The sequence below is a fragment of the Lelliottia nimipressuralis genome, from assembly GCF_041464075.1.
GTDB lineage: Bacteria > Pseudomonadota > Gammaproteobacteria > Enterobacterales > Enterobacteriaceae > Enterobacter > Enterobacter nimipressuralis.
In genome coordinates this window covers 3,115,232-3,136,726 of the sequence record NZ_CP167172.1, presented here as the reverse complement: position 1 = coordinate 3,136,726, position 21,495 = coordinate 3,115,232, and the positions used below count along the sequence as shown (strand labels likewise).

Genomic DNA, 21,495 nt, shown 5'->3' with positions numbered 1-21,495 from the left:
TTGAGTTTACCGGGCATGCAGAATGCATATCATCGCCGGGTAAAGACCGTGCCGCCCGGCAGCTCAGACCGCACCACACTCCAGCCGATACACCCAGTCGTCATAGCGCAGGCCGTTAATCTCATAGGCCTTTTCCAGCACCTGAGTACGCACAAATCCCTGCTTCTCCAGCACCCGCACCGAACCGGCGTTCTCCGCCAGTACATAGGCATTAATCGCTTTCACGCCCGCCTGGCTGAACGCATAGTCGCACACTGCTCGCAGCGCTTCGCTGGCATAGCCTTTGCCCTGGGCCTGAGGGATCACCGTATAGCCAATATCTGCTTCTTCACGGAACTTCGCGCTGATTTGCAGGCCAATATCGCCGAGCGGTGTGTCGTTGCCGTGGGCGCGAATCACAAAGGTGTGGGGCGCTGCCAGGCGAATGGCGAACAGGCGTCGGGTCTCTTTTTCAGGCGCAATGGCCGCCATATAACGCATGATCGCGCGATCTTCGCGCAGGGAGCGGAAGAACGCCCAGTCGGAGGGTTTAAAGGGGGAAAGCTGAAGTCGGGGAGTGGTGATTGTCGCCATAGTGTCGCCATTCTGGGGAGTCTGACGTACGACTCTACCATAAGCGACACGGCAGATTTAACCCACCACATCTCCCAGGGCTTCTTCTAAGTCGTACCAGCGGAAGGCAAATCCCGACGCCTCCAGCCGTTTTGGCAGGGCGCGCTGCCCGCCCAGCACCAGCACTGACGATTCCCCCATCAGCAGGCGGATGGCCGTGGCAGGGGCGCGAAGCACTGCCGGGCGTTTCAGGGCGTGGCCCAGCGCATGGGCAAACTGTTCGTTTCGCACCGGGTAGGGCGCAACCATATTGAACGGGCCGCGCAGATCGTTATCCAGCAGCCACAGAATTCCGTTAACCATATCGTCGATATGAATCCAGGCCAGATACTGGCGCCCGTTACCCATCGGACCGCCCAGGCCAAGTTTAAATACCGGGAGCATCTTCGCCAGAATTCCGCCCTTCGGTGCTAGCACCACGCCGGTTCTGAGCAGACAAACGCGGGTGGCGTCACTCTGCGCCCCGCAGGCGATTTGCTCCCAGCGGGCGCAGAGTTTGTGGGTAAATTCGTTATGCGGTGGCTCTTCTTCGGTAACGACGACTTCGCCGAGATCGCCGTAATAGCCTGCCGCCGAGCCGGAAATCAGCACCGACGGAGGCGTTGCGCTGGCGTGGAACAGATCGACCAGCTTTTGAGTGATGTTCCAGCGGCTGTCGCACAGCCGCTGTTTCTGCTCTTCGGTCCAGCGTTTGTCGGCGATAGGCTCACCGGCGAGGTTGATGACGGCGTCGAAACCGTCCAGATTCTGCTGTTCAGCCAGCCCTTTCCAGATGCCGACGTGATTGCCGAGCACCTGACGCGCTTTATCCGCGTTGCGCGTCACCACGGTGATGTCGTGTTTCAGCACCTGCAAGCGCGAAATGAGATGACGGCCAATCAGGCCGGTACCGCCAGTCACCAGAATCTTCATACCACCTCCTGGAGGCGCTTAGCGTTGCCAGCTTAGGGTCATAGAGACCGAGTCGGCGTAACGCAGCGCGTGAAGTTTGTCGATTTCTACTTCAGCATAAGTGACCCAGTGATGTTCGCGTGCGATATCGAGCACATCCTGAGTTAATTTTTCCAGCAAAGAGAAACGGTTATTCTCCACGTACTTAATGATGTTCTTGGTAATGGTGCGATAGTTCAGGGCATCGTTGATATCTTCACTGGCGCGGGCCTTGTCGGCCGGGTAGTGAATAACGACATTAATCACGATGTCCTGACGATTTTCGATCTCTTCGTCTTTGATACCGATAAAAGTGCGTAAGCGTAAGTTTTTTATACGAATAATAGCGTCATGCTGAGACATTGCAGGCTTCCTCTGTTTGTTATTCGCACCATAATACATGAGGATTTTGGGCGCGCCCAATTCGGCGGGTACCTAAATTTGCTGAGCCTTCTGCATCGCGCGCTCCGTCGCCGGGCGGGTGCGGATCCGCTCGAACCAGTTGTTCACGGCAGGGTAAGTGGCCAGATCGATTCGCTGGCGCAGATGGGCGTTGATCCACGGCCAGCAGGCGATATCCGCGATGCTGTAATGATCGCCGCCAAGCCACGGGGATTTTTCCAGCCGCTTGTTCAGCACCCCGTAAAGACGCTGGGTTTCCACCTGATAGCGCTCAATGGCGTAAGGAATGGGCTGCGGGGCAAAATGGTTAAAGTGGTGGTTTTGTCCCAGGCTCGGCCCCAGACCGCTCGCCTGCCAGAACAGCCATTGCAGCGTGTGGTGGCGCTCACGCAGCTCACCGCTCAGCAGCTTGCCGGTTTTTTCCGCCAGATAGAGCAGGATCTCACCCGATTCAAACAGGCTCAGCGGCCTGCCGCCATCCACAGGGGAGGTATCGACAATCGCGGGAATTTTATTGTTGGGCGAAATGGCCAGAAAATCAGCCCGGAACTGATCGCCTTTGCTGATATCCACTTTGATAATGCGATAATCCAGCTGAGTTTCTTCCAGAAAGAGCGTGATCTTGTGACCGTTAGGGGTCGGGGCAAAATAGAGGTCTATCATCTCAACTCCTGTCATTAGATTATTTCAGGCCTTAAAAAAGAGTATAGGCGCTGCGCATAAATCGTGAGTTTTCATCAAGTGACAGGAACGCAAAGAGATTATATGTTGGATGAAAACCGTTCAGCCGATGAGGATGTTATGAGCCAACCTGCGATTACCCTGTGGTCCGATGCCAACTTTTTTTCGCCGTATGTCATGAGTGTGTATGTCGCGCTGGCGGAGAAGGGGCTGACGTTCAACCTCAAAACCGTTGATCTGGATCGCGGCGATCACCTTAAACCGCAGTGGCAGGGTTATGCGCTGACGCGTCGTGTGCCGGTGCTGGAAATCGACGGGTTTGAGCTGAGTGAATCTTCAGCCATTGATGAGTATCTCGAAGACCGCTTTGCGCCGCCGGAGTGGGAGCGTATCTATCCCCACGATCTGCATAAACGCGCGCGGGCGCGACAGATCCAGGCGTGGCTCAGGAGCGATCTGGTGCCGATTCGTGAGCAGCGTGCGACAGACGTGATCTTTGGCGGCGCGAAAATGCCTGCGCTCAACGAAGCGGGTGAGGCGAGCGCCAGTAAGCTCTTTGAAACGGCCACGAAACTGCTGGATCATGGCAATCCGAACCTGTTTGGCGAATGGTGTATTGCCGATGCGGATCTGGCACTCATGCTTAACCGCCTGGTACTGAATGGCGACGCCGTTCCACAGGCGCTGGCCGACTATGCCTCTTTCCAGTGGCAGCGCGCCTCCGTGCAGCGTTTTGTCGCGCTGTCAGCAAAGCGTACAGGCTGATAAACCCCGTGGGTTCAGGTATGATAGGGCCGTGATCATTTGAAAGGAGTCACTGATGAAACTCATGTTTGCATCGGATATTCACGGATCGCTGCCCGCGACGGAGCACGTGCTTGAACGCTTTGCGCAAAGCGGGGCGCAGTGGCTGATTATCCTCGGCGATGTGCTTAACCACGGGCCGCGTAATGCGCTTCCGGACGGCTACGCTCCCGCGCAGGTGGCGGACAAACTGAATCAGTATGCGGATAAAATCATCGCGGTGCGCGGCAACTGCGACAGTGAAGTCGATCAGATGTTACTTCACTTCCCGATGACTGCTCCCTGGCAGCAGGTGTTGCTGGAACAGAACCGCCTGTTTTTGACCCACGGACATCTTTTTAGCCCGGATAATTTGCCGCCGCTCTCGACTGGCGATGTGCTGGTTTACGGTCATACTCATATTCCGGTGGCGTCGAGGCACGGGGATACCGTGCATTTCAATCCTGGGTCCGTCAGTATTCCGAAAGGGGGGAATGTCCCCAGCTACGGCATGCTGGAGGAGAATCTATTACGCGTTATCGCACTTAATGATCAGCAAGTTATTGCGCAGGTCAGCATTAATCCGTAAGTTACACCTCAAAAGTCAAACGCGCCAAAAGAGCGCTTAACGAGAAGGGTTCCCGATGGTGGAGCAGAGTCATTTGGCAAGTACAGAGTGGGTTGATATTGTCAGCGAAGACAATGAAGTGATCGCACAGGCGAGCCGCGAGCAAATGCGGGCTGAACGTCTGCGTCACCGCGCAACTTACATCGTTGTTCACGATGGAATGGGCAAGATCCTGGTACAGCGACGTACTGACACGAAAGATTTTCTCCCGGGCATGCTCGATGCTACGGCAGGTGGCGTAGTGCAGGCCGATGAAATTCTGCTGGACTCTGCGCGTCGTGAGGCAGAAGAGGAGTTGGGCATTGCCGGTGTGCCTTTTGCCGAGCACGGTCTGTTCTACTTTGAAGACCCGCATTGTCGCGTGTGGGGCGGGTTGTTTAGCTGCGTGTCCCACGGCCCCTTCGCCCTTCAGGAAGAAGAGGTGAGCGAAGTAAGCTGGATGACGCCAGAAGAGATCACCGCACGTTGTGATGAGTTCACTCCGGATTCACTGAAAGCTCTGGCGCTGTGGATGAGCCGCAACGCCAAAAACGAGTCCGCAAAACCTGAGAAGCAGGAGCAGGCTGAGTAAACCTCAGCAACTCTCCCGCAAACACAGACTGGAGGCGATCGGTTTCTGATCGCGCCAGTCGCTGTCGTTCAAGCGCTCCAGCAGCGCGCGTCCCGCTTCAACACCAATCTTACGATGTGGCACCGCCATCGTCGTCAGCGGCGGCTGACAGACGCGGCTGACGTCGCTATCGCCAAATCCCACTACCGCCAGGTCATCCGGTACTTTGATGCGCCGGCGCTGACACTCATACAGCACGCCGCACGCCAGTTCGTCGGAGACGCAGACCAGCGCATCCAGTTCCGGCCAGGCAAGTAAAAACTCCGGCAGCTGCGACGCCCCCGTTGAGAAATTCGGCGGCAGTGCGGCATTAATCACCCGATTCGGCGACATATGGTGGCGCAACATCGCCTTATACCAGCCCTGCAGGTGCTGCTGGAAAATCCACTGCTCCTGATTCGCGCACAGCAGCCCGATGTTCTGATAGCCGCGCTGAATCACCAGTTCGGTGAGTTCGTACATCGCTGCGACGTTATCGATTCCAATATTCATATCCAGCGGATCGGCGCGCATCGCCCCCATTTCCATCACCGGTATAGAGGCGTTTTTCAGCCAGTGGCGGACGGTATCCGTGTGTTCCGCGCTGAGCAAAATGGCGGCCGCAATGTTAGAGGCGAGCAGCGTTTCGAGCAGTTTCTCTTCCTGCTCAGGACGGTGCTGAGATTCGGCCAGCATAATCTGGTATCCGGCCGGTTGCAGGATTTGCTGCAGTCCGGCGAACATATCGGAACATCCGTCTTCTGCAAGATTGGGGACGACCATGGCGATGGTTCTGGATGAGGCTGACGCCAGCGCACTGGCTGCAAGATTAGGCATATAACCCAGCTCCTGCACCGCCGCATCAATTTTTTCTCGTAGCTTATCGGAAACCTGCTCTGGCGTGCGCAATGCGCGGGACACCGTCATAGTACCCACTCCGGCAAGCTGAGCGACATCAGAGATTGTCACTTTGCCGGTACTACGTCGTTTTCGGGTTAGAGACATACAAATTCCTGGTGACCAGTCGCGTTTTGTTATCTTCCTTCACTTCACGTAAAAATCAGTATACGCCTTAACTCCCTTTTTTTACTGTGATTTAAGGTGCGGTTTGTAATTTGATAGCGCTATCACAATTTTGAACGTTAGAAATTGGTAGCGCTATCTTTGTGATCTTGATCGCAGCTATCCGTGATAGCCTTGCATAAAGTTTGCTCATTGTTGATATCAGGCCGGGAGGAAAACATGCTCAAAAAATGGATACATGATGCAACCATTACCCTGGAAGAGAGCGTTGAAAACTGGCCGCAGGCGCTGGAGCTTTGCGCCAGACCGCTGCTGGAGATGAACGTGATCTCCCCGGAGTATGTGACGGCAATTGTCGAACAGCATCATAAGTTAGGACCGTATTACGTGCTGGCACCAGGGCTGGCCATGCCGCATGCGCGGCCAGAAGAAGGGGCGAAAGGGCTTGGCCTCTCATTATTAAAACTTAAGCAGGGAGTTGCATTCGGTGCCGGAGAGTTCGATCCGGTAGATATTATTATCATGCTGGCTGCACCCGATAAACACAGCCATATCGAAATGATCTCCGCGCTGGCCGAGTTATTTTCCAGTGACGATGATTTGGCCGAACTGCATAACGTAAATACGCGGGAGGAAATAAAAGCCATTATCGAACGCTTCTGACGTTATTACCCATTCCGATTAATTAACTCATTACGCTGAGGCGTGATGCGGGCGCACTCTACTCAAAAAAGGCATAACAATGAAAATTATGGCGATTTGCGGCTCCGGCCTGGGCAGTAGTTTCATGGTCGAAATGAATATCAAAAAAGTGCTAAAAAAATTAAATATCCAGGCTGAGGTTGAGCACTCCGATCTCTCTTCGGCAACCCCTGGTGCTGCCGACGTGTTCATGATGGCGAAAGACATTGCTGCCAGCGCGAGCGTGCCGGAAAGCCAGCTGGTGGTCATCAACAACATTATTGATATCAATGAACTGGAAGCGCAACTCAGCGCATGGTTCGCAAAACAATCATCCTGATAACACCCTGTAAACGGTGAGGTGGATATGTTTATACTCGAAACGTTGAATTTCGTTGTTGATATTTTAAAAGTACCCTCAGTGCTGGTGGGCTTAATTGCATTAATTGGACTGGTGGCCCAGAAAAAACCGTTTTCGGATGTGGTGAAAGGTACCATTAAAACCATTCTCGGTTTTATTGTTCTGGGCGGCGGCGCCACGGTGCTGGTCGGCTCCTTAAATCCCTTAGGGGGAATGTTTGAACACGCTTTTAATATTCAGGGCATTATTCCGAATAACGAAGCCATTGTATCCATTGCGCTGGAGAAATATGGCGCATCTACGGCGCTGATTATGGCCTTCGGGATGGTAGCGAATATTATTGTCGCTCGCTTTACCCGACTGAAGTACATCTTCCTGACCGGGCACCACACGTTTTACATGGCCTGCATGATCGGCGTGATCCTGACCGTCGCCGGGTTTGAGGGGATCGGCCTGGTCTTTACCGGCTCGCTGATTCTCGGTCTGGTCATGGCGTTCTTCCCGGCGCTGGCGCAACGCTACATGAAGCGCATCACCGGTAATGACGATATCGCATTTGGCCACTTCGGTACGCTGGGCTACGTGCTTTCCGGCTGGATCGGCAGCAAATGCGGGAAAGGCTCGCGCTCAACGGAAGAGATGAATCTGCCAAAGAACCTCAGCTTCCTGCGCGACAGCTCAATCTCTATCTCGCTGACCATGATGATCATCTACCTGATTATGGCCGTCAGCGCCGGGCGTGAGTATGTCGAAGCGACCTTCAGCGGCGGTCAAAACTACCTGGTTTACGCAATTATCATGGCGATCACCTTCGCGGCAGGGGTGTTCATCATCCTGCAGGGTGTGCGTCTGATTCTGGCGGAGATTGTCCCGGCCTTTACCGGCTTTTCCGAAAAACTGGTCCCGAATGCGCGTCCGGCCCTCGACTGCCCGGTGGTCTATCCCTATGCGCCTAACGCCGTGCTGATTGGTTTCCTGTTCAGCTTCCTTGGCGGTCTGGTCGGTCTGTTCCTGTGTGGGCAGTTTAGCTGGGTGCTGATCCTGCCGGGTGTGGTTCCTCACTTCTTCACCGGTGCCACTGCCGGGGTGTTCGGGAATGCTACGGGCGGGCGTCGCGGTGCTATGATTGGGGCCTTCGCCAACGGCCTGCTGATTACCTTCCTGCCGGTGATGTTGCTGCCGGTGCTGGGGGCGATTGGTTTCGCTAACACCACTTTCTCAGACGCCGATTTTGGCGCAGTGGGCATCGTGCTGGGCAATCTGGCGCGCTACCTGTCTCCGTTCGCCATTACCGGTCTCGTCGTTGCGCTGTTCGCCGCGCTGGTGGCCTACAACGTGTTCGCTAAAAACAACTCTGCGGGCGGTAACGCGCAGGAAAACACCGGAGCTAAATCATGAATGTGAAAGAAGTCACCCGACTGGCGCGTGAGATCCGCCTGGAAACGCTCAAATCTTTAACGCAGCTGGGGTTCGGACATTACGGCGGCAGTATGTCGGTGGTGGAAACGCTGGCGGTGCTGTACGGCGCGGTGATGAAAATCGACCCGGCCGATCCCGACTGGCCAGAGCGCGATTACTTCGTGCTCTCTAAGGGGCACGCTGGCCCGGCCCTTTACAGCACGCTGGCGATCAAAGGCTATTTCCCGGTGGAAGAACTGAGCACGCTGAACCAGAACGGCACGCGTTTGCCGAGCCACCCGGATCGCCTGAAAACGCGCGGTGTGGATGCCACTACCGGTTCGCTGGGGCAGGGAATTTCAATCGCCGGCGGGATGGCCCTGTCGCATAAGCTGGCGGGGCGTCCTAACCGGGTGTTCAGTATCGTCGGTGACGGCGAGCTAAACGAGGGGCAGTGCTGGGAAGCCTTCCAGTTTATCGCCCACCACCGGCTGACCAATCTGACCATTTTTGTTGACTGGAACAAACAGCAGCTCGACGGCGAGCTGGATGAGATCATCTGTGCGTTCGATCTCGAAGGGAAGTTCCGCGCCTTTGGCTTTGACGTGGTGACGGTCAAGGGGGACGACGTGGCCGGACTGCTGGAGGCGGTTTCACTGCCGCCTGCCGCCGGTGCCCGCCCGCTGGTGGTGATCCTCGACAGTATCAAAGGGCAGGGCGTGCCGTATCTGGAGCAGCTAAGCAACTCCCACCACCTGCGACTGACGGATGACGTCAAAGCCGCGCTGAATGAGACGATTCGCCAACTGGAGGCCGCACATGATTAAGGTTGCACCCGCAGGACAAAAAGATGCCATCGAGATGCGTAAAGTCTACGCCGGTTTCGTGGCAAACCAGATTGAAGCCGGAAGTGAGATTATCGCTCTCGAAGCGGATCTGATGAGCTCAATGGCAATGGATGGCGTGGCGCGTGATTACCCGCAGCATGTGATTAACTGCGGCATTATGGAAGCCAACGTCATCGGTACAGCCGCCGGGCTATCGCTCACCGGGCGCAAACCCTTTGTGCATACGTTTACGGCCTTCGCCAGCCGCCGCTGCTTTGACCAGCTGTTTATGTCGCTGGATTATCAGCGCAATAACGTCAAGGTCATTGCCTCGGATGCGGGTGTCACGGCCTGTCACAACGGCGGCACCCATATGTCGTTTGAGGATATGGGGATCGTGCGCGGCCTGGCGCATTCGGTAGTGCTGGAAGTGACCGATGCGGTGATGTTCGAAGACGTGCTGCGCCAGCTGATCGATCTCGACGGTTTCTACTGGGTGCGTACGATTCGTAAGCAGGCACCAAGCGTCTATGCGCCGGGTTCGACCTTTACCATTGGCAAAGGGAACGTTTTACGTGAGGGGAGCGATATCACCCTGATTGCAAACGGCATCATGGTGGCGGAAGCGCTGGAAGCGGCTCGTCAGCTGGAACAGGAGGGGGTCAGCGCGGCGGTAATCGACATGTTTACCCTGAAACCTATCGACCGGATGCTGGTGAAAAACTACGCCGAGAAAACCGGGCGGATTGTGACCTGTGAAAACCACAGTATTCACAACGGGCTGGGGTCTGCGGTGGCGGAAGTGCTGGTGGAAACCTGTCCGGTCCCGATGCGTCGTGTCGGCGTGAAAGAGCGGTATGGTCAGGTGGGCACGCAGGACTTCCTGCAGAAAGAGTATGGCCTGACGGCACACGATATTGTTTCGGCGGCGCGAGAGCTGCTGTAATTAAAAAAGGCGACCAGAAGGTCGCCTTTTTGTTGCCCGGTGGTGCAAACGCTTACCGGGCTTACAGAACGTTCAGAACATTACTGCTGTTGCTGTGAAGACTGAATCGCGGTCAGAGCGATGGTGTAGACGATATCGTCAACCAGCGCGCCACGGGACAGGTCGTTCACCGGCTTGCGCATACCCTGCAGCATCGGCCCGATGGAGATCAGGTCGGCAGAACGCTGTACCGCTTTGTAGGTGGTGTTACCGGTGTTCAGATCAGGGAAGATGAACACGGTCGCGCGACCTGCTACCGGAGAGTTCGGTGCTTTGGATTTCGCAACGTCAGCCATCACGGCGGCGTCGTACTGCAGCGGGCCATCGATCATCAGGTCAGGACGTTTTTCCTGCGCCAGACGCGTCGCTTCACGCACTTTCTCTACGTCGCTACCTGCACCAGAGGTGCCGGTGGAGTAGGAGAGCATCGCAACGCGCGGTTCGATACCGAAGGCAATTGCGGAGTCCGCAGACTGGATAGCAATCTCAGCCAGCTGTTCTGCAGTTGGGTCTGGGTTGATCGCACAGTCACCGTAAACATAAACCTGTTCAGGCAGCAGCATGAAGAACACAGAAGAGACCAGCGAGCTACCTGGTGCAGTTTTGATCAGCTGCAGCGGTGGACGGATGGTGTTCGCGGTGGTGTGAACTGCACCGGAAACCAGACCGTCAACTTCGTCCTGCTCCAGCATCAGGGTACCCAGTACCACGTTGTCTTCCAGCTGTTCGCGCGCAACGGCTTCGGTCATGCCTTTGCTCTTACGCAGCTCAACCAGACGGGCAACGTAGCTCTCACGAACCACTTCTGGATCGACGATTTCGATACCTGAACCCAGCTCAACGCCCTGAGACGCTGCAACGCGGGTGATTTCATCTGGGTTACCCAGCAGCACGCAGGTCGCGATGCCGCGCTCTGCACAGATAGCAGCCGCTTTAACGGTACGCGGTTCGTCGCCTTCTGGCAGAACAACGCGTTTACCGGCTTTACGCGCCAGCTCGGTCAGCTGGTAGCGGAATGCTGGTGGAGACAGACGACGGCTACGCTCGGAGGTCGCGGTCAGAGACTCAACCCAGTCAGCGTTGATGTAGCTTGCAACGTATTCCTGAACTTTCTCGATACGCTCATGGTCATCAACCGGGACTTCGAGGTTGAAGCTCTGCAGGCTCAGAGAGGTCTGCCAGGTGTTGGTGTTTACCATGAATACTGGCAGGCCGGTGGCGAACGCACGTTCGCACAGCTTGCTAACGCGAGGGTCCATTTCGTATGCGCCGGTCAGCAGGATCGCACCGATCTCAACGCCGTTCATCGCAGCCAGACAGGCGGCAACCAGCACGTCAGGACGGTCAGCGGAGGTCACCAGCAGGGAACCTGCACGGAAATGTTCCAGCATGTGCGGAATGCTGCGCGCACAGAAGGTCACAGATTTCACGCGGCGGGTATTGATGTCGCCTTCGTTAACCACGGTCGCATTCAGGTGACGCGCCATGTCGATCGCACGGGTAGCGATCAGATCGAAGCTCCACGGCACCGCGCCCAGCACTGGCAGCGGGCTGCTTGCGCTCAGCTGAGCAGGGTCCACTTTCACGATCTTCGCTTTGGAAGAGTCGTCGAAAATTTCAGACAGGTCAGGGCGAGTACGGCCTTGTTCATCAACCGGTGCGTTCAGTTTGTTAACGATAACGCCGGTGATGTTGCTGTTTTTCGCGCCGCCGAAGCTGCTGCGAGTCAGCTCAATGCGCTCGTTCAGCTGTTCCGGAGTATCGGTACCCTGGGACATCACGAACACGATTTCAGCGTTCAGGGTTTTGGCGATTTCGTAGTTCAGAGACTGAGCAAACTGATGTTTGCGCGTCGGAACCAGACCTTCAACCAGAACCACTTCCGCGTCCTTCGCGTTCGCGTGGTAGTTAGCGATGATCTCTTCCATCAGCACATCGGACTGATTGCTGGAGAGCAGAGACTCAACGTGGCTCATTTTCAGCGGTTCAGCCGCTGGCAGACCGGAATTCGCACGCACGATGGCGGTGGTCTGGTCTGGCGCATCGCCACCGGCACGAGGCTGGGCGATAGGCTTAAAGACGCTCAGGCGAACGCCTTTGCGTTCCATAGCACGGATAACGCCAAGGCTGACGCTGGTCAGGCCGACGCTGGTTCCGGTAGGGATCAGCATAATAGTACGGGACACGGTTTATCCTCTTTTGGTTACCGCCGCAGTGGGCGGGGTACAAAACAGCACCGCCAGCATTGCTGGCGGTGTGGAATCAGGCAGTCAGACGGTTCGCGTCTTGCGCGATGACCAGCTCTTCGTTGGTTGGGATAACCAGAGCCGGGCGGGTGCCTTCTTTGTTGATGAAGCCAGACTTGCCGAAACGGGCAGCCAGGTTACGTTCGTGATCAACATCGAAGCCCAGAACGCCCAGTTTGCCCAGGGACAGTTCACGAACCATTGCCGCGTTCTCACCGATACCACCGGTGAAGATAACCGCATCCAGACGACCATCCATCAGTGCAGTGTAAGAACCGATGTATTTCGCCAGACGGTGGCAGTAAACGTCCATTGCACGTTTAGCGTCAGCTTTGGTGGTGTAGTTGTCTTCAACGTAACGGCAGTCGCTGGTGACTTCGGTCAGACCCAGCAGGCCAGACTCTTTGGTCAGCATTTTGTTGATTGCATCAACGCTCATGCCCAGGGTGTCGTGCAGGTGGAAGATGATCGCCGGGTCGATGTCACCGGAACGTGTACCCATCACCAGACCTTCCAGCGGGGTCAGACCCATAGAAGTATCAACACACTCGCCGTTGCGGATAGCAGAAACAGAACCACCGTTGCCCAGGTGGCAAGTGATGATGTTCAGCTCTTCAACAGGTTTGTTCAGAATCTTGGCCGCTTCCTGAGTAACATAGAAGTGGCTGGTGCCGTGTGCGCCGTAACGACGAACGCCGTGCTCTTTGTACAGGCTGTACGGCAGGGCATAGAGGTAAGACTCTTCTGGCATGGTCTGATGGAACGCGGTGTCGAAGACAGCGACGTTTTTGTCTTTCAGATTCGGGAAGGATTTCAGCGCTTCCGCGATGCCGATCAGGTGTGCAGGGTTGTGCAGCGGTGCAAAAGAGGCTGCGTCTTTGATACCCTGAATAACGGAATCGTCGATCACTACAGAGCCGGTGTACTTCTCGCCGCCGTGAACTACACGGTGGCCGATCGCAGTCAGCTGAGCAGACAGTTCTGGTTTTTGTGCCAGAATAGTGTTAACGATAAAGTTCAGCGCTTCACTGTGAGCGGCGCCTGCACCTAAAGCCGCTTCTTGTTTGCTGCCGTCCATTTTCCATTTCAGACGTGCTTCAGGAAGATGGAAACATTCGGCCAAACCAGAGAGGTACTCTTCACCGTTGAGCGCATCGATGATGGCGAATTTCAGTGAGGAGCTACCGCAGTTCAGAACCAGTACTAACTTACTCGACATGGAAGTACCTATTATTGATACGTGGCTAAAAAAACGTCAGTGAGTCTCGTAGCGTAGCGCAAGATGACCCAGACATTTATGATTAACATCATGCCAAACGAACTTTCTGGCATGATGAAAGAAATCCATATGATTTTATGCCATTTTGAACGATTTTCAGACAATGGCATAATATGCGATAATTTGACGAGTTAACGATTCTCGTCTAAGGCCCAATCAGGCTGGCACAGAATACCCGATACTGGGTAGCGATGACAAAATATTTTGAACGTTGTCATGGCTTGTTGTGGATTTGCACGAAAATTTTAATTTTTATATGTGAAGTTGAGGTACAGCCATGTCGACACCTGAGAACCCCTCCGTGAGCTTCTTGAGTCTGTTTCGTCGGGGCCAGCATTACGCAAAGACGTGGCCCCTGGAGAAGCGCCTTGCGCCGGTGTTTGTAGATAACCGCGTTATCCGCATCACCCGCTATGCGATCCGTTTTATGCCGCCGATTGCCGTCTTTACCCTGTGCTGGCAAATCGCGCTGGGTGGTCAGCTTGGCCCGGCAGTGGCAACCGCGCTGTTTGCACTCAGTCTCCCGATGCAGGGATTGTGGTGGTTGGGTAAACGTTCTGTCACGCCGCTGCCACCTACTATTTTACACTGGTTTTATGAAGTGCGCGGGAAACTTCAGGAAGCAGGCCAGGCGCTGGCCCCGGTTGAAGGCAAACCGGATTATCAGGCGCTGGCGGATACGCTCAAGCGGGCTTTCAAGCAACTTGATAAAACATTCCTTGATGACTTGTGATTGATCATCGAAACGGTCACGAAAAGAAGGCACAGTAACCACCAGTTACCGTGTCTTTTTTTTAGTGCAACGCGCAACAGGAGTCGAAAGATGGAAATGACCAATGCTCAACGTCTGATTTTGTCCAATCAGTACAAGATGATGACTATGCTTGATCCCGACAACGCGGAGCGCTATCGCCGCTTGCAGACTATCGTTGAACGTGGCTTTGGCTTGCAGATGCGCGAGCTGGACCGCGAGTTTGGCGAGCTGAAGGAAGAGACGTGCCGCACCGTCATCGACATTATGGAGATGTACCACGCGCTGCATGTTTCCTGGACCAACCTGAAAGATGCTCAAACCATTGATGAGCGTCGCGTGACATTCCTCGGTTTTGACGTGGCGACCGAATCGCGTTACCTGAGCTATGTTCGTTTCATGGTCAACACCGAAGGGCGTTACACCCATTTTGATGCCGGAACCCATGGCTTTAATTCCCAGACGCCGATGTGGGAAAAATATCAGCGTATGTTAAGCGCGTGGCACGCCTGCCCGCGTCAGTACCATTTAAGCAGTAACGAAATTCAGCAAATTATCAATGCCTGAGGGGGTAAGTGTGCAGTGTAAAGGTTTTCTGTTTGATCTGGACGGTACGCTGGTGGATTCGCTGCCGGTAGTCGAGCGCTCGTGGTGCCATTGGGCCGACAGGCATGGCATTGACCATCAGGACGTATTGAATTTCATCCATGGCAAACAGGCCATTACCTCTTTACGTCACTTCTTGCCAGGACGAACCGAAGAAGAGATTCAGGCGGAGTTCAAGTATCTGGAGCAGATCGAAGCAACAGATGTTGAAGGGATTGTCGCCTTGCCGGGCGCGCTTGAGCTGCTCAATCATCTTGAAGAAGCGCAGATTCCGTGGGCTATCGTGACCTCAGGTTCGATTCCCGTCGCGCACGCCCGCCATAAGGCTGCTGGTCTGCCGACGCCTGAAGTGTTCGTCACCGCCGAACGCGTGAAGCGCGGGAAACCGGAACCGGACGCCTTCTTATTAGGGGCGGAATTGCTGGGCATCCATCCGGCCGAGTGCGTCGTGGTAGAGGATGCCGCCGCCGGTGTGCTGGCCGGGCTGAACGCCGGAAGCCATGTGGTTGCCGTGAATGTCCCCGCCGGTTCGCCCCGGCTCGACGAGGTCGACTTTGTGCTCACGTCGCTTGCCGCGCTGTCCGTTCACAAGGGCGCAGACGGAAATGTTACCGTCTCCTTAAAAATGTAATCCCATGATTTGGCCCCACATTGTTGGGGCCTTTTTATGGCAAAATTCCACTCCCTTTCCCTGACAAGGACATGTTGTGAACGGTGAACTGATTTGGGTGCTCAGCCTGCTTGCTATCGCCATCATTCTCTTTGCAACCGGCAAAGTGCGCATGGACGCCGTCGCTTTACTGGTTATCGTCGCGTTTGTTCTGAGCGGCACCTTAACGCTCCCGGAAGCCTTCTCGGGTTTTAGCGATCCCAACGTTATTTTGATTGCCGCGCTGTTTATCATCGGTGACGGGCTGGTGCGCACCGGCGTCGCCACGGTGATGGGGGCCTGGCTGGTGAAAGTGGCGGGCAGCAGCGAAACCAAAATGCTCATCTACCTGATGCTGACGGTCGCCGGGCTGGGTGCCTTTATGAGCTCCACCGGCGTCGTTGCGATCTTTATTCCGGTGGTATTAAGCGTCTCCATGCGCATGCAGACCTCACCGTCGCGACTGATGATGCCGCTGAGTTTTGCCGGGCTGATTAGCGGCATGATGACTCTGGTCGCCACGCCGCCGAACCTGGTGGTTAACAGTGAACTGCTGCGCGAAGGCTATGCCGGGTTTAGTTTCTTCAGCGTGACGCCGATTGGCCTGGTGGTGCTGGTGCTCGGCGTGATTTATATGCTCCTGACCCGCTTTGCCCTCAAGGGCGATAACCAGCATAAACACCGCGATGGCTGGCGCAGACGTACCTTCCGCGATCTGATCAAAGAGTATCGTCTTACGGGTCGGGCGCGTCGTCTGGCGATTCGCCCCGGTTCGCCGCTGATTGGTCAGCGTCTTGACGATCTCAAGCTGCGCGAGCGCTACGGCGCGAATATCATCGGGGTCGAGCGCTGGCGCCGGTTCCGTCGCGTGATTGTAAATGTGAACGGGGTGTCTGAGTTTCGTGCCCGCGATGTTCTGCTGATTGATATGTCGACGGCGGACGTCGATCTGCGTGAGTTCTGCACCGAGCAACTGCTGGAGCCCATGGTGTTGCGCGGTGAGTATTTCTCCGACCAGGCGCTGGACGTGGGAATGGCGGAAGTCTCTCTTATCCCCGAATCGGAATTGCTGGGTAAAACCGTCCGTGAGATAGGGTTTCGTACCCGCTATGGGCTGAACGTGGTTGGCCTGAAACGCGACGGGGTGGCCATGGAAGGGGCGGTAGTAGATGAGCCGCTGCAGCTGGGCGATATCTTCCTGGTGGTCGGTAACTGGAAACTGATCAGCCTGCTCGGGCAAAAAGGGCGTGATTTTGTGGTGCTCAATATGCCCATCGAAGAGAGCGACGCGTCGCCGGCCCACAGCCAGGCACCGCATGCCATTTTCTGTCTGGTGCTGATGGTCGCATTGATGCTCACGGACGAAATTCCGAATCCGATCGCGGCCATTATTGCCTGTCTGCTGATGGGGAAATTCCGCTGCATCGACGCGGAAAGTGCCTATAAAGCCATTCACTGGCCGAGCATTATTCTGATCGTCGGGATGATGCCGTTTGCGCTGGCGCTGCAAAAAACGGGTGGTGTCGATTTGGTGGTTAAAGGGCTGATGGACGTCGGCGGGGGATACGGCCCGTACATGATGCTGATTTGTCTGTTTGTCATGTGCGCGACCATTGGGCTGTTTATCTCCAATACCGCGACGGCGGTGCTGATGGCGCCGATTGCGCTGGCGATGGCTAAATCGATGGGGGTGTCGCCGTATCCGTTTGCGATGATGGTCGCAATGGCCGCGTCGGCGGCGTTTATGACGCCCGTTTCGTCACCGGTGAATACCCTGGTGCTGGGGCCGGGAAACTATAAATTCAGCGATTTCGTGAAGCTCGGCGTGCCGTTCACTATCCTGGTAATGCTGGTGTGCGTGGTATTGATTCCGGTGCTGTTCCCGTTCTGACCTGTTTGCGCCGGGCGGCGGCTTCGCCTGACCCGGCTGCATTTGTGTATCAGCTGTACACCTGGCAAAGGCTTACAGCGGTGAATCCTGACTGATTTCATCCAGCGACAGATGGAAGCTCGGCACGAACACCTCCATGAAATAATCCATCTCTTCGCTGCGACGCGATTCGAGGGTTTTTTCCAGCCGCGTTTTCGCCAGTAAAAACTCATTATTTCCGGCGGAGAGTTCTTCCAGACACTTGAGATAGGCGCAAAGGGCATCCGCCTGTTTCACCAGCAATCTTTCCTCTTCCGTGCACTGGTGTTCGTCGATCAGCGGCGCGAAAATATCCCGCAGTTCTTCCGGTACCATATCCACCAGTTTCTGCTGGGCGATCTTCTCGATAGCCTTATATTCCTGCGCAATCTGTGAGTTGAAATATTTAACCGGTGTCGGTAAATCCCCGGTAAGGACTTCGGAGGCGTCGTGATACATCGCCAGCAGCGCGATGCGCTCAGGATTCACCTGCCCGTTAAATTTACGGTTTTTGATAGCGGCCAGCGCGTGCGCGACCATGGCGACCTGCAAACTGTGTTCAGACACGTTCTCTGTGCGCACGTTGCGCATCAGCGGCCAGCGGTTGATTAACTTCAGGCGGGAGAGATGGGCAAAAAAATGACTCTGACTCATAGATAACCTTTTGTCTTGCACTGCGACAGATTTCATTGTGCGGCGAGGGGAGGCAAGATGCAAATCAGGCTGCCCGCGGCAGCCTGATGGAGGTTTACTGATGATAACCGGAGAGGAAGCGTCCGAACCGGCTAATCGCCATTTCGAGGTCGTCCTCGCGCGGCAGGGTGACGATGCGAACGTGGTCCGGCCACGGCCAGTTAAACGCGGTTCCCTGCACCAGCAGGACTTTTTCCTGTAACAGGAAGTCGAGCACCATTTTCTGGTCGTCGTGAATATTGAAACGTTTAATATCGATTTTCGGGAACATATACAGCGCGCCGTTCGGCTTCACGCAGGAGACGCCAGGAATATCGTTGATCAACTCCCATGCGCGGTTACGCTGCTCATACAGACGCCCGCCGGGTACGATAAATTCGCTGATGCTCTGATAACCGCCTAGCGCGGTCTGAATGGCGTGTTGCGCCGGAACGTTAGCACACAGGCGCATCGAGGCGAGCATTTCCAGTCCTTCGATATAGCCTTTGGCGTGTTTTTTCGGGCCGTTCAGAACCATCCAGCCCTGACGGAAACCGGCAACGCGATAGGTTTTCGACAGGCCGTTAAAGGTGACGGTCAGCAGATCCGGAGCCAGCGTAGCAATAGAGTGGTGTTGCGCCGCATCGTAGAGGATCTTGTCGTAAATCTCATCGGCAAAGATGATCAGGTTGTGCTGACGGGCGATCTCAACGATCTCCATCAACAGCTCTTTAGAATAGACGGCACCCGTTGGGTTGTTCGGGTTGATAATCACGATACCGCGCGTGCGCGGGGTGATTTTGGCGCGGATATCGTCGAGATCCGGGAACCAGTCGGACGATTCATCGCACAGATAGTGCACCGCTTTGCCGCTGGAAAGGGAAACGGCCGCTGTCCACAGCGGATAGTCCGGCGCAGGCACCAGCATTTCATCGCCGCTGTTAAGCAAAGCCTGCATCGCCTGGACGATCAGTTCAGAAACGCCGTTACCAATATAGATATCTTCAACGGTGACATCGCGCATCCCACGGGCCTGATAGTGCTGCATGATGGCCTTACGGGCGGAATAGAGTCCTTTTGAATCACAGTAGCCTTGCGCTGTCGGCAGGTTACGGATCACATCAACGAGGATTTCATCCGGCGCGTCAAAGCCAAAGGGCGCGGGGTTACCAATGTTGAGTTTCAGGACTTTGTTGCCTTCCTCTTCAAGGCGCTTAGCCTCTTTAAGAACCGGACCGCGAATGTCGTAACAGACGTTATCTAATTTGCTGGATTTTTCGATAGGGGACATGAATCGTTGACCTTTTAGCTGTTATTGCCACTCCCTGCCGTGGAAGTCAGCACGGAACAATGTACTCCCACCGCGCTGCGTTTTGAAGGGTGTACAGAAGAAAATTTTGCCGGGATGCGAAAATAAGAGGCAATCTTTTTATCTGTCAGAATGGGGATTTGGTCGTGTAAAGCATTGCGTTGAGAGGCTTGTGCAGTCTATTATCTCGCACCAGATGGTTTTTAATGTATTTTACCCTGCCAAAAACCGCTGTGCGACAGAGAAACGATGAGATCGCAATGATTTCTCCCGGTGACCTTTCGTAAAACCGGAATGCTTCTTAATATCTTTGGTGAATGATGGATTCTGCCAGAGGTTGCGCGTGTGAAAATATTGTTAAGCAATATTAATGGATAAACCTAATCTACATTAATGTTTATTTATTAATGATGCCTAAATCTTAACTTTCGTTAATTTTAATAAAATTAGTTTAGCCGTTAATCAACATGGATTAATCAGTAATGGTGTAATAATACTTATAAATAAAGTGGATTTGGGTTAAGATGTTGTCTCAGGAAAAGAGAGGAATGTTTACATTACTGTGTATTTTGCCTCGATTTTTCTGAATTAGTTGATTGTTATTGTTAGAATTATCTCTACTATACTGGATAGGCAACACCTTTACTGCTGTGCCCGTGTTGCGAGTAAAAGAGTGATGATGAGTAAGTTCTTTAATGGAATTTACTGAAATCAGCAAAATCTAAAAATATCCTGAACATTTAAGAGAATAAAAATATCGTCATGGAACGTTGTTTCTGACTTCTGCTATACACCAGCCAATAACTATCTGTCAGGTAGTCTGCCGGTCGGCAGCTCCGCACGAGCAACTTGTAAGTGAATAGATATGATAAATGCAAATCGTCCGATACTAAATCTCGATCTCGATCTGCTGAGAACGTTTGTTGCGGTCGCTGATCTCAACACCTTTGCAGCCGCTGCTGCCGCTGTCTGCCGTACGCAATCGGCGGTCAGCCAACAGATGCAGCGACTGGAGCAACTGGTGGGCAAAGAACTCTTTGCACGCCACGGTCGTAATAAACTGTTAACTGAGCACGGGATCCAGTTACTGGGTTACGCCAGGAAGATTTTACGCTTCAATGATGAAGCATGTATGTCATTAATGTTTAGCAATCTTCAGGGCGTTTTAACGTTAGGCGCTTCTGATGAATCTGCTGATACGATATTGCCGTTTTTACTTAATCGGATCAGTTCGGTTTATCCGAAGCTTGCGCTGGATGTCAGCGTAAAACGAAATGCCTTCATGATTGATATGCTTAAAGACCATGAAGTTGATCTGGTTGTTACCACGCACTGTCCTGGACAATTTGATTGTCTGACATTGCGAACGTCGCCAACGCACTGGTATTGCGCGGCAGAATATGTGCTGCAAAAAGGCGAGCCTATTCCGTTGGTATTGCTGGACGATCCTAGTCCGTTCCGCGATATGGTGTTGTCGGCTCTAAATGAAGCGAATATTCCGTGGCGTTTAGCGTACGTGGCTTCCACATTACCTGCAGTGCGTGCCGCCGTTAAAGCCGGCCTTGGTGTGACCGCTCGCCCTGTTGAGATGATGAGCCCGGATTTACGCGTCTTAGGTAAATCAAATGGTTTACCTGCGCTGCCGGACACGGAATATCTGCTTTGCCATAACTCATCCAGCAACAACGAGCTGGCAAAAATCGTGTTTGAAGCGATGGTGAACTACCACAACCCATGGCAATTCGAGAATGTTACTCCTGAAGGGGGGGGCGATTCCCTGGTGGTTGAAGGGGATTTTGAGTGATCCCGATCCGATAATTGTCGTAACAATTTGTAAGTGTAAAAAAGAACCACTCGTGCGGTATTTCCGCGGAGTGGTTTTTTTTTGACAACAATAGCGCCATACTCTTTGAGGTTATTGTAAATAAGTCTTAATTATCATCGCGATGTATGGTTCTGCTCGATTTTTGAACGTAATGCGTTTTGTTATCTTCTCTGCGGCACTGATGTTAAAAAACCAGCAAAAATGTTGCCGTTTTTTTGATTGGATTAACAAAAGCGTGTCTCAGATCAAGAAAATACTCCCATTTGGGGGGAGGAATCAGCAGCAAATCCTGTCAAAATAGGAGGGTAATATTTCTTTTACTTCAAAACGGACACGATTCAACAGCATG

The 21,495-nt window shown here is 54.0% G+C and carries 22 protein-coding genes; 13 read left to right on the top strand and 9 right to left on the bottom strand.

Going from position 1 to position 21,495, the window contains the following annotated elements; genetic code table 11:
- Positions 1 to 63: 63 nt before the first annotated feature.
- The 4 genes from ACB496_RS14975 to yfcG all read right to left on the bottom strand — a co-directional run bounded on the left by ACB496_RS14975 (position 64) and on the right by yfcG (position 2,607).
- Complete coding sequence (locus ACB496_RS14975) at positions 64 to 573, bottom strand: GNAT family N-acetyltransferase (protein WP_371972948.1); 510 nt, start codon at positions 571 to 573, stop codon at positions 64 to 66.
- A 57-nt stretch (positions 574 to 630) separates the two neighbouring features.
- Positions 631 to 1,524, bottom strand: a complete 894-nt coding sequence (locus ACB496_RS14970) for a TIGR01777 family oxidoreductase (RefSeq protein ID WP_371972947.1) — start codon at positions 1,522 to 1,524, stop codon at positions 631 to 633.
- Positions 1,525 to 1,542: 18 nt separating this feature from the next.
- Entirely contained in the window at positions 1,543 to 1,905 is a 363-nt protein-coding gene (folX, locus tag ACB496_RS14965) for a dihydroneopterin triphosphate 2'-epimerase (protein WP_100779433.1), read from the bottom strand.
- 72 nt (positions 1,906 to 1,977) lie between these two features.
- Positions 1,978 to 2,607, bottom strand: coding sequence for a GSH-dependent disulfide bond oxidoreductase (gene yfcG, locus ACB496_RS14960; protein WP_100779434.1), 630 nt, complete (start codon positions 2,605 to 2,607; stop codon positions 1,978 to 1,980).
- A 138-nt stretch (positions 2,608 to 2,745) separates the two neighbouring features.
- Here yfcG and yfcF point away from each other — a divergent pair, with 138 nt between their 5' ends.
- The 3 genes from yfcF to yfcD are packed head-to-tail and all read left to right on the top strand — an operon-like array spanning position 2,746 to position 4,607.
- A complete protein-coding gene (yfcF, locus tag ACB496_RS14955; RefSeq protein WP_371972946.1) occupies positions 2,746 to 3,390 on the top strand; it encodes a glutathione transferase in 645 nt (214 codons plus the stop codon).
- A 55-nt stretch (positions 3,391 to 3,445) separates the two neighbouring features.
- Positions 3,446 to 3,997 carry a phosphodiesterase gene (gene yfcE / locus ACB496_RS14950; RefSeq protein WP_371972945.1) on the top strand — a complete coding sequence of 184 codons (552 nt, stop codon included), beginning with the start codon at positions 3,446 to 3,448 and terminating at the stop codon, positions 3,995 to 3,997.
- A 55-nt stretch (positions 3,998 to 4,052) separates the two neighbouring features.
- A complete protein-coding gene (yfcD, locus tag ACB496_RS14945) occupies positions 4,053 to 4,607 on the top strand; it encodes an NUDIX hydrolase YfcD (protein ID WP_100779436.1) in 555 nt (184 codons plus the stop codon).
- Positions 4,608 to 4,610: 3 nt separating this feature from the next.
- Here the strand turns inward: yfcD and ACB496_RS14940 are convergent, their stop codons facing one another.
- Positions 4,611 to 5,630 (bottom strand): LacI family DNA-binding transcriptional regulator, encoded by a 1,020-nt coding sequence (locus tag ACB496_RS14940; RefSeq protein ID WP_100779437.1) that lies wholly within the window; start codon positions 5,628 to 5,630, stop codon positions 4,611 to 4,613.
- Positions 5,631 to 5,867: 237 nt separating this feature from the next.
- On the opposite strand from ACB496_RS14940, the gene ACB496_RS14935 reads away from it, so the two are divergent.
- The 5 genes from ACB496_RS14935 to ACB496_RS14915 all read left to right on the top strand — a co-directional run bounded on the left by ACB496_RS14935 (position 5,868) and on the right by ACB496_RS14915 (position 9,861).
- Positions 5,868 to 6,311, top strand: a complete 444-nt coding sequence (locus ACB496_RS14935; RefSeq protein ID WP_107703185.1) for a PTS sugar transporter subunit IIA — start codon at positions 5,868 to 5,870, stop codon at positions 6,309 to 6,311.
- Between the two features lie 79 nt (positions 6,312 to 6,390).
- Positions 6,391 to 6,669, top strand: coding sequence for a PTS sugar transporter subunit IIB (locus ACB496_RS14930; protein ID WP_371972944.1), 279 nt, complete (start codon positions 6,391 to 6,393; stop codon positions 6,667 to 6,669).
- A 27-nt stretch (positions 6,670 to 6,696) separates the two neighbouring features.
- Positions 6,697 to 8,088 (top strand): PTS ascorbate transporter subunit IIC, encoded by a 1,392-nt coding sequence (locus ACB496_RS14925; RefSeq protein WP_107703186.1) that lies wholly within the window; start codon positions 6,697 to 6,699, stop codon positions 8,086 to 8,088.
- A complete protein-coding gene (locus ACB496_RS14920; protein WP_123427189.1) occupies positions 8,085 to 8,915 on the top strand; it encodes a transketolase in 831 nt (276 codons plus the stop codon). Before ACB496_RS14925 ends, ACB496_RS14920 begins: the two co-directional genes overlap by 4 nt.
- Entirely contained in the window at positions 8,908 to 9,861 is a 954-nt protein-coding gene (locus tag ACB496_RS14915; RefSeq protein ID WP_371972943.1) for a transketolase family protein, read from the top strand. The genes ACB496_RS14920 and ACB496_RS14915 overlap by 8 nt, the downstream gene beginning before the upstream one ends.
- An 80-nt stretch (positions 9,862 to 9,941) precedes the next feature.
- On the opposite strand, the gene pta is transcribed toward ACB496_RS14915, so the two are convergent.
- Both pta and ackA read right to left on the bottom strand, forming a co-directional pair.
- Positions 9,942 to 12,086, bottom strand: coding sequence for a phosphate acetyltransferase (gene pta, locus ACB496_RS14910; RefSeq protein ID WP_100779443.1), 2,145 nt, complete (start codon positions 12,084 to 12,086; stop codon positions 9,942 to 9,944).
- A gap of 76 nt (positions 12,087 to 12,162) precedes the next feature.
- Positions 12,163 to 13,365, bottom strand: a complete 1,203-nt coding sequence (gene ackA / locus ACB496_RS14905; protein ID WP_100779444.1) for an acetate kinase — start codon at positions 13,363 to 13,365, stop codon at positions 12,163 to 12,165.
- A gap of 337 nt (positions 13,366 to 13,702) precedes the next feature.
- Here ackA and yfbV point away from each other — a divergent pair, with 337 nt between their 5' ends.
- The 4 genes from yfbV to ACB496_RS14885 all read left to right on the top strand — a co-directional run bounded on the left by yfbV (position 13,703) and on the right by ACB496_RS14885 (position 17,322).
- Positions 13,703 to 14,158 carry a terminus macrodomain insulation protein YfbV gene (yfbV, locus tag ACB496_RS14900; protein WP_100779445.1) on the top strand — a complete coding sequence of 152 codons (456 nt, stop codon included), beginning with the start codon at positions 13,703 to 13,705 and terminating at the stop codon, positions 14,156 to 14,158.
- A gap of 90 nt (positions 14,159 to 14,248) precedes the next feature.
- The gene (locus tag ACB496_RS14895; protein WP_095282756.1) at positions 14,249 to 14,743 is read left to right on the top strand and encodes a YfbU family protein; all 495 of its coding nucleotides are present in this window, start codon (positions 14,249 to 14,251) and stop codon (positions 14,741 to 14,743) included.
- A 10-nt stretch (positions 14,744 to 14,753) separates the two neighbouring features.
- Positions 14,754 to 15,413, top strand: coding sequence for a sugar phosphatase (locus ACB496_RS14890; protein WP_100780843.1), 660 nt, complete (start codon positions 14,754 to 14,756; stop codon positions 15,411 to 15,413).
- 76 nt (positions 15,414 to 15,489) lie between these two features.
- Positions 15,490 to 17,322: an SLC13 family permease gene (locus ACB496_RS14885; protein WP_231276628.1), complete on the top strand. Its 1,833-nt coding sequence runs from the start codon at positions 15,490 to 15,492 to the stop codon at positions 17,320 to 17,322.
- Between the two features lie 72 nt (positions 17,323 to 17,394).
- On the opposite strand, the gene yfbR is transcribed toward ACB496_RS14885, so the two are convergent.
- Both yfbR and alaA read right to left on the bottom strand, forming a co-directional pair.
- The gene (gene yfbR, locus ACB496_RS14880) at positions 17,395 to 17,994 is read right to left on the bottom strand and encodes a 5'-deoxynucleotidase (RefSeq protein ID WP_102104905.1); all 600 of its coding nucleotides are present in this window, start codon (positions 17,992 to 17,994) and stop codon (positions 17,395 to 17,397) included.
- A gap of 94 nt (positions 17,995 to 18,088) precedes the next feature.
- A complete protein-coding gene (gene alaA / locus ACB496_RS14875; RefSeq protein WP_100779448.1) occupies positions 18,089 to 19,303 on the bottom strand; it encodes an alanine transaminase AlaA in 1,215 nt (404 codons plus the stop codon).
- An 883-nt stretch (positions 19,304 to 20,186) separates the two neighbouring features.
- Between alaA and lrhA the strand changes: the two genes are divergently transcribed.
- Positions 20,187 to 21,125: a transcriptional regulator LrhA gene (lrhA, locus tag ACB496_RS14870; RefSeq protein ID WP_100779449.1), complete on the top strand. Its 939-nt coding sequence runs from the start codon at positions 20,187 to 20,189 to the stop codon at positions 21,123 to 21,125.
- Positions 21,126 to 21,495: the final 370 nt, after the last annotated feature.

Coding starts and splice junctions, on each gene's coding strand:
- ACB496_RS14975 (WP_371972948.1), bottom strand. CDS start 573: ATGGCGACAATCACCACTCCCCGACTTCAGCTTTCCCCCTTTAAACCC.
- ACB496_RS14970 (WP_371972947.1), bottom strand. CDS start 1,524: ATGAAGATTCTGGTGACTGGCGGTACCGGCCTGATTGGCCGTCATCTC.
- folX (WP_100779433.1), bottom strand. CDS start 1,905: ATGTCTCAGCATGACGCTATTATTCGTATAAAAAACTTACGCTTACGC.
- yfcG (WP_100779434.1), bottom strand. CDS start 2,607: ATGATAGACCTCTATTTTGCCCCGACCCCTAACGGTCACAAGATCACG.
- yfcF (WP_371972946.1), top strand. CDS start 2,746: ATGAGCCAACCTGCGATTACCCTGTGGTCCGATGCCAACTTTTTTTCG.
- yfcE (WP_371972945.1), top strand. CDS start 3,446: ATGAAACTCATGTTTGCATCGGATATTCACGGATCGCTGCCCGCGACG.
- yfcD (WP_100779436.1), top strand. CDS start 4,053: ATGGTGGAGCAGAGTCATTTGGCAAGTACAGAGTGGGTTGATATTGTC.
- ACB496_RS14940 (WP_100779437.1), bottom strand. CDS start 5,630: ATGTCTCTAACCCGAAAACGACGTAGTACCGGCAAAGTGACAATCTCT.
- ACB496_RS14935 (WP_107703185.1), top strand. CDS start 5,868: ATGCTCAAAAAATGGATACATGATGCAACCATTACCCTGGAAGAGAGC.
- ACB496_RS14930 (WP_371972944.1), top strand. CDS start 6,391: ATGAAAATTATGGCGATTTGCGGCTCCGGCCTGGGCAGTAGTTTCATG.
- ACB496_RS14925 (WP_107703186.1), top strand. CDS start 6,697: ATGTTTATACTCGAAACGTTGAATTTCGTTGTTGATATTTTAAAAGTA.
- ACB496_RS14920 (WP_123427189.1), top strand. CDS start 8,085: ATGAATGTGAAAGAAGTCACCCGACTGGCGCGTGAGATCCGCCTGGAA.
- ACB496_RS14915 (WP_371972943.1), top strand. CDS start 8,908: ATGATTAAGGTTGCACCCGCAGGACAAAAAGATGCCATCGAGATGCGT.
- ackA (WP_100779444.1), bottom strand. CDS start 13,365: ATGTCGAGTAAGTTAGTACTGGTTCTGAACTGCGGTAGCTCCTCACTG.
- yfbV (WP_100779445.1), top strand. CDS start 13,703: ATGTCGACACCTGAGAACCCCTCCGTGAGCTTCTTGAGTCTGTTTCGT.
- ACB496_RS14895 (WP_095282756.1), top strand. CDS start 14,249: ATGGAAATGACCAATGCTCAACGTCTGATTTTGTCCAATCAGTACAAG.
- yfbR (WP_102104905.1), bottom strand. CDS start 17,994: ATGAGTCAGAGTCATTTTTTTGCCCATCTCTCCCGCCTGAAGTTAATC.
- alaA (WP_100779448.1), bottom strand. CDS start 19,303: ATGTCCCCTATCGAAAAATCCAGCAAATTAGATAACGTCTGTTACGAC.
- lrhA (WP_100779449.1), top strand. CDS start 20,187: ATGATAAATGCAAATCGTCCGATACTAAATCTCGATCTCGATCTGCTG.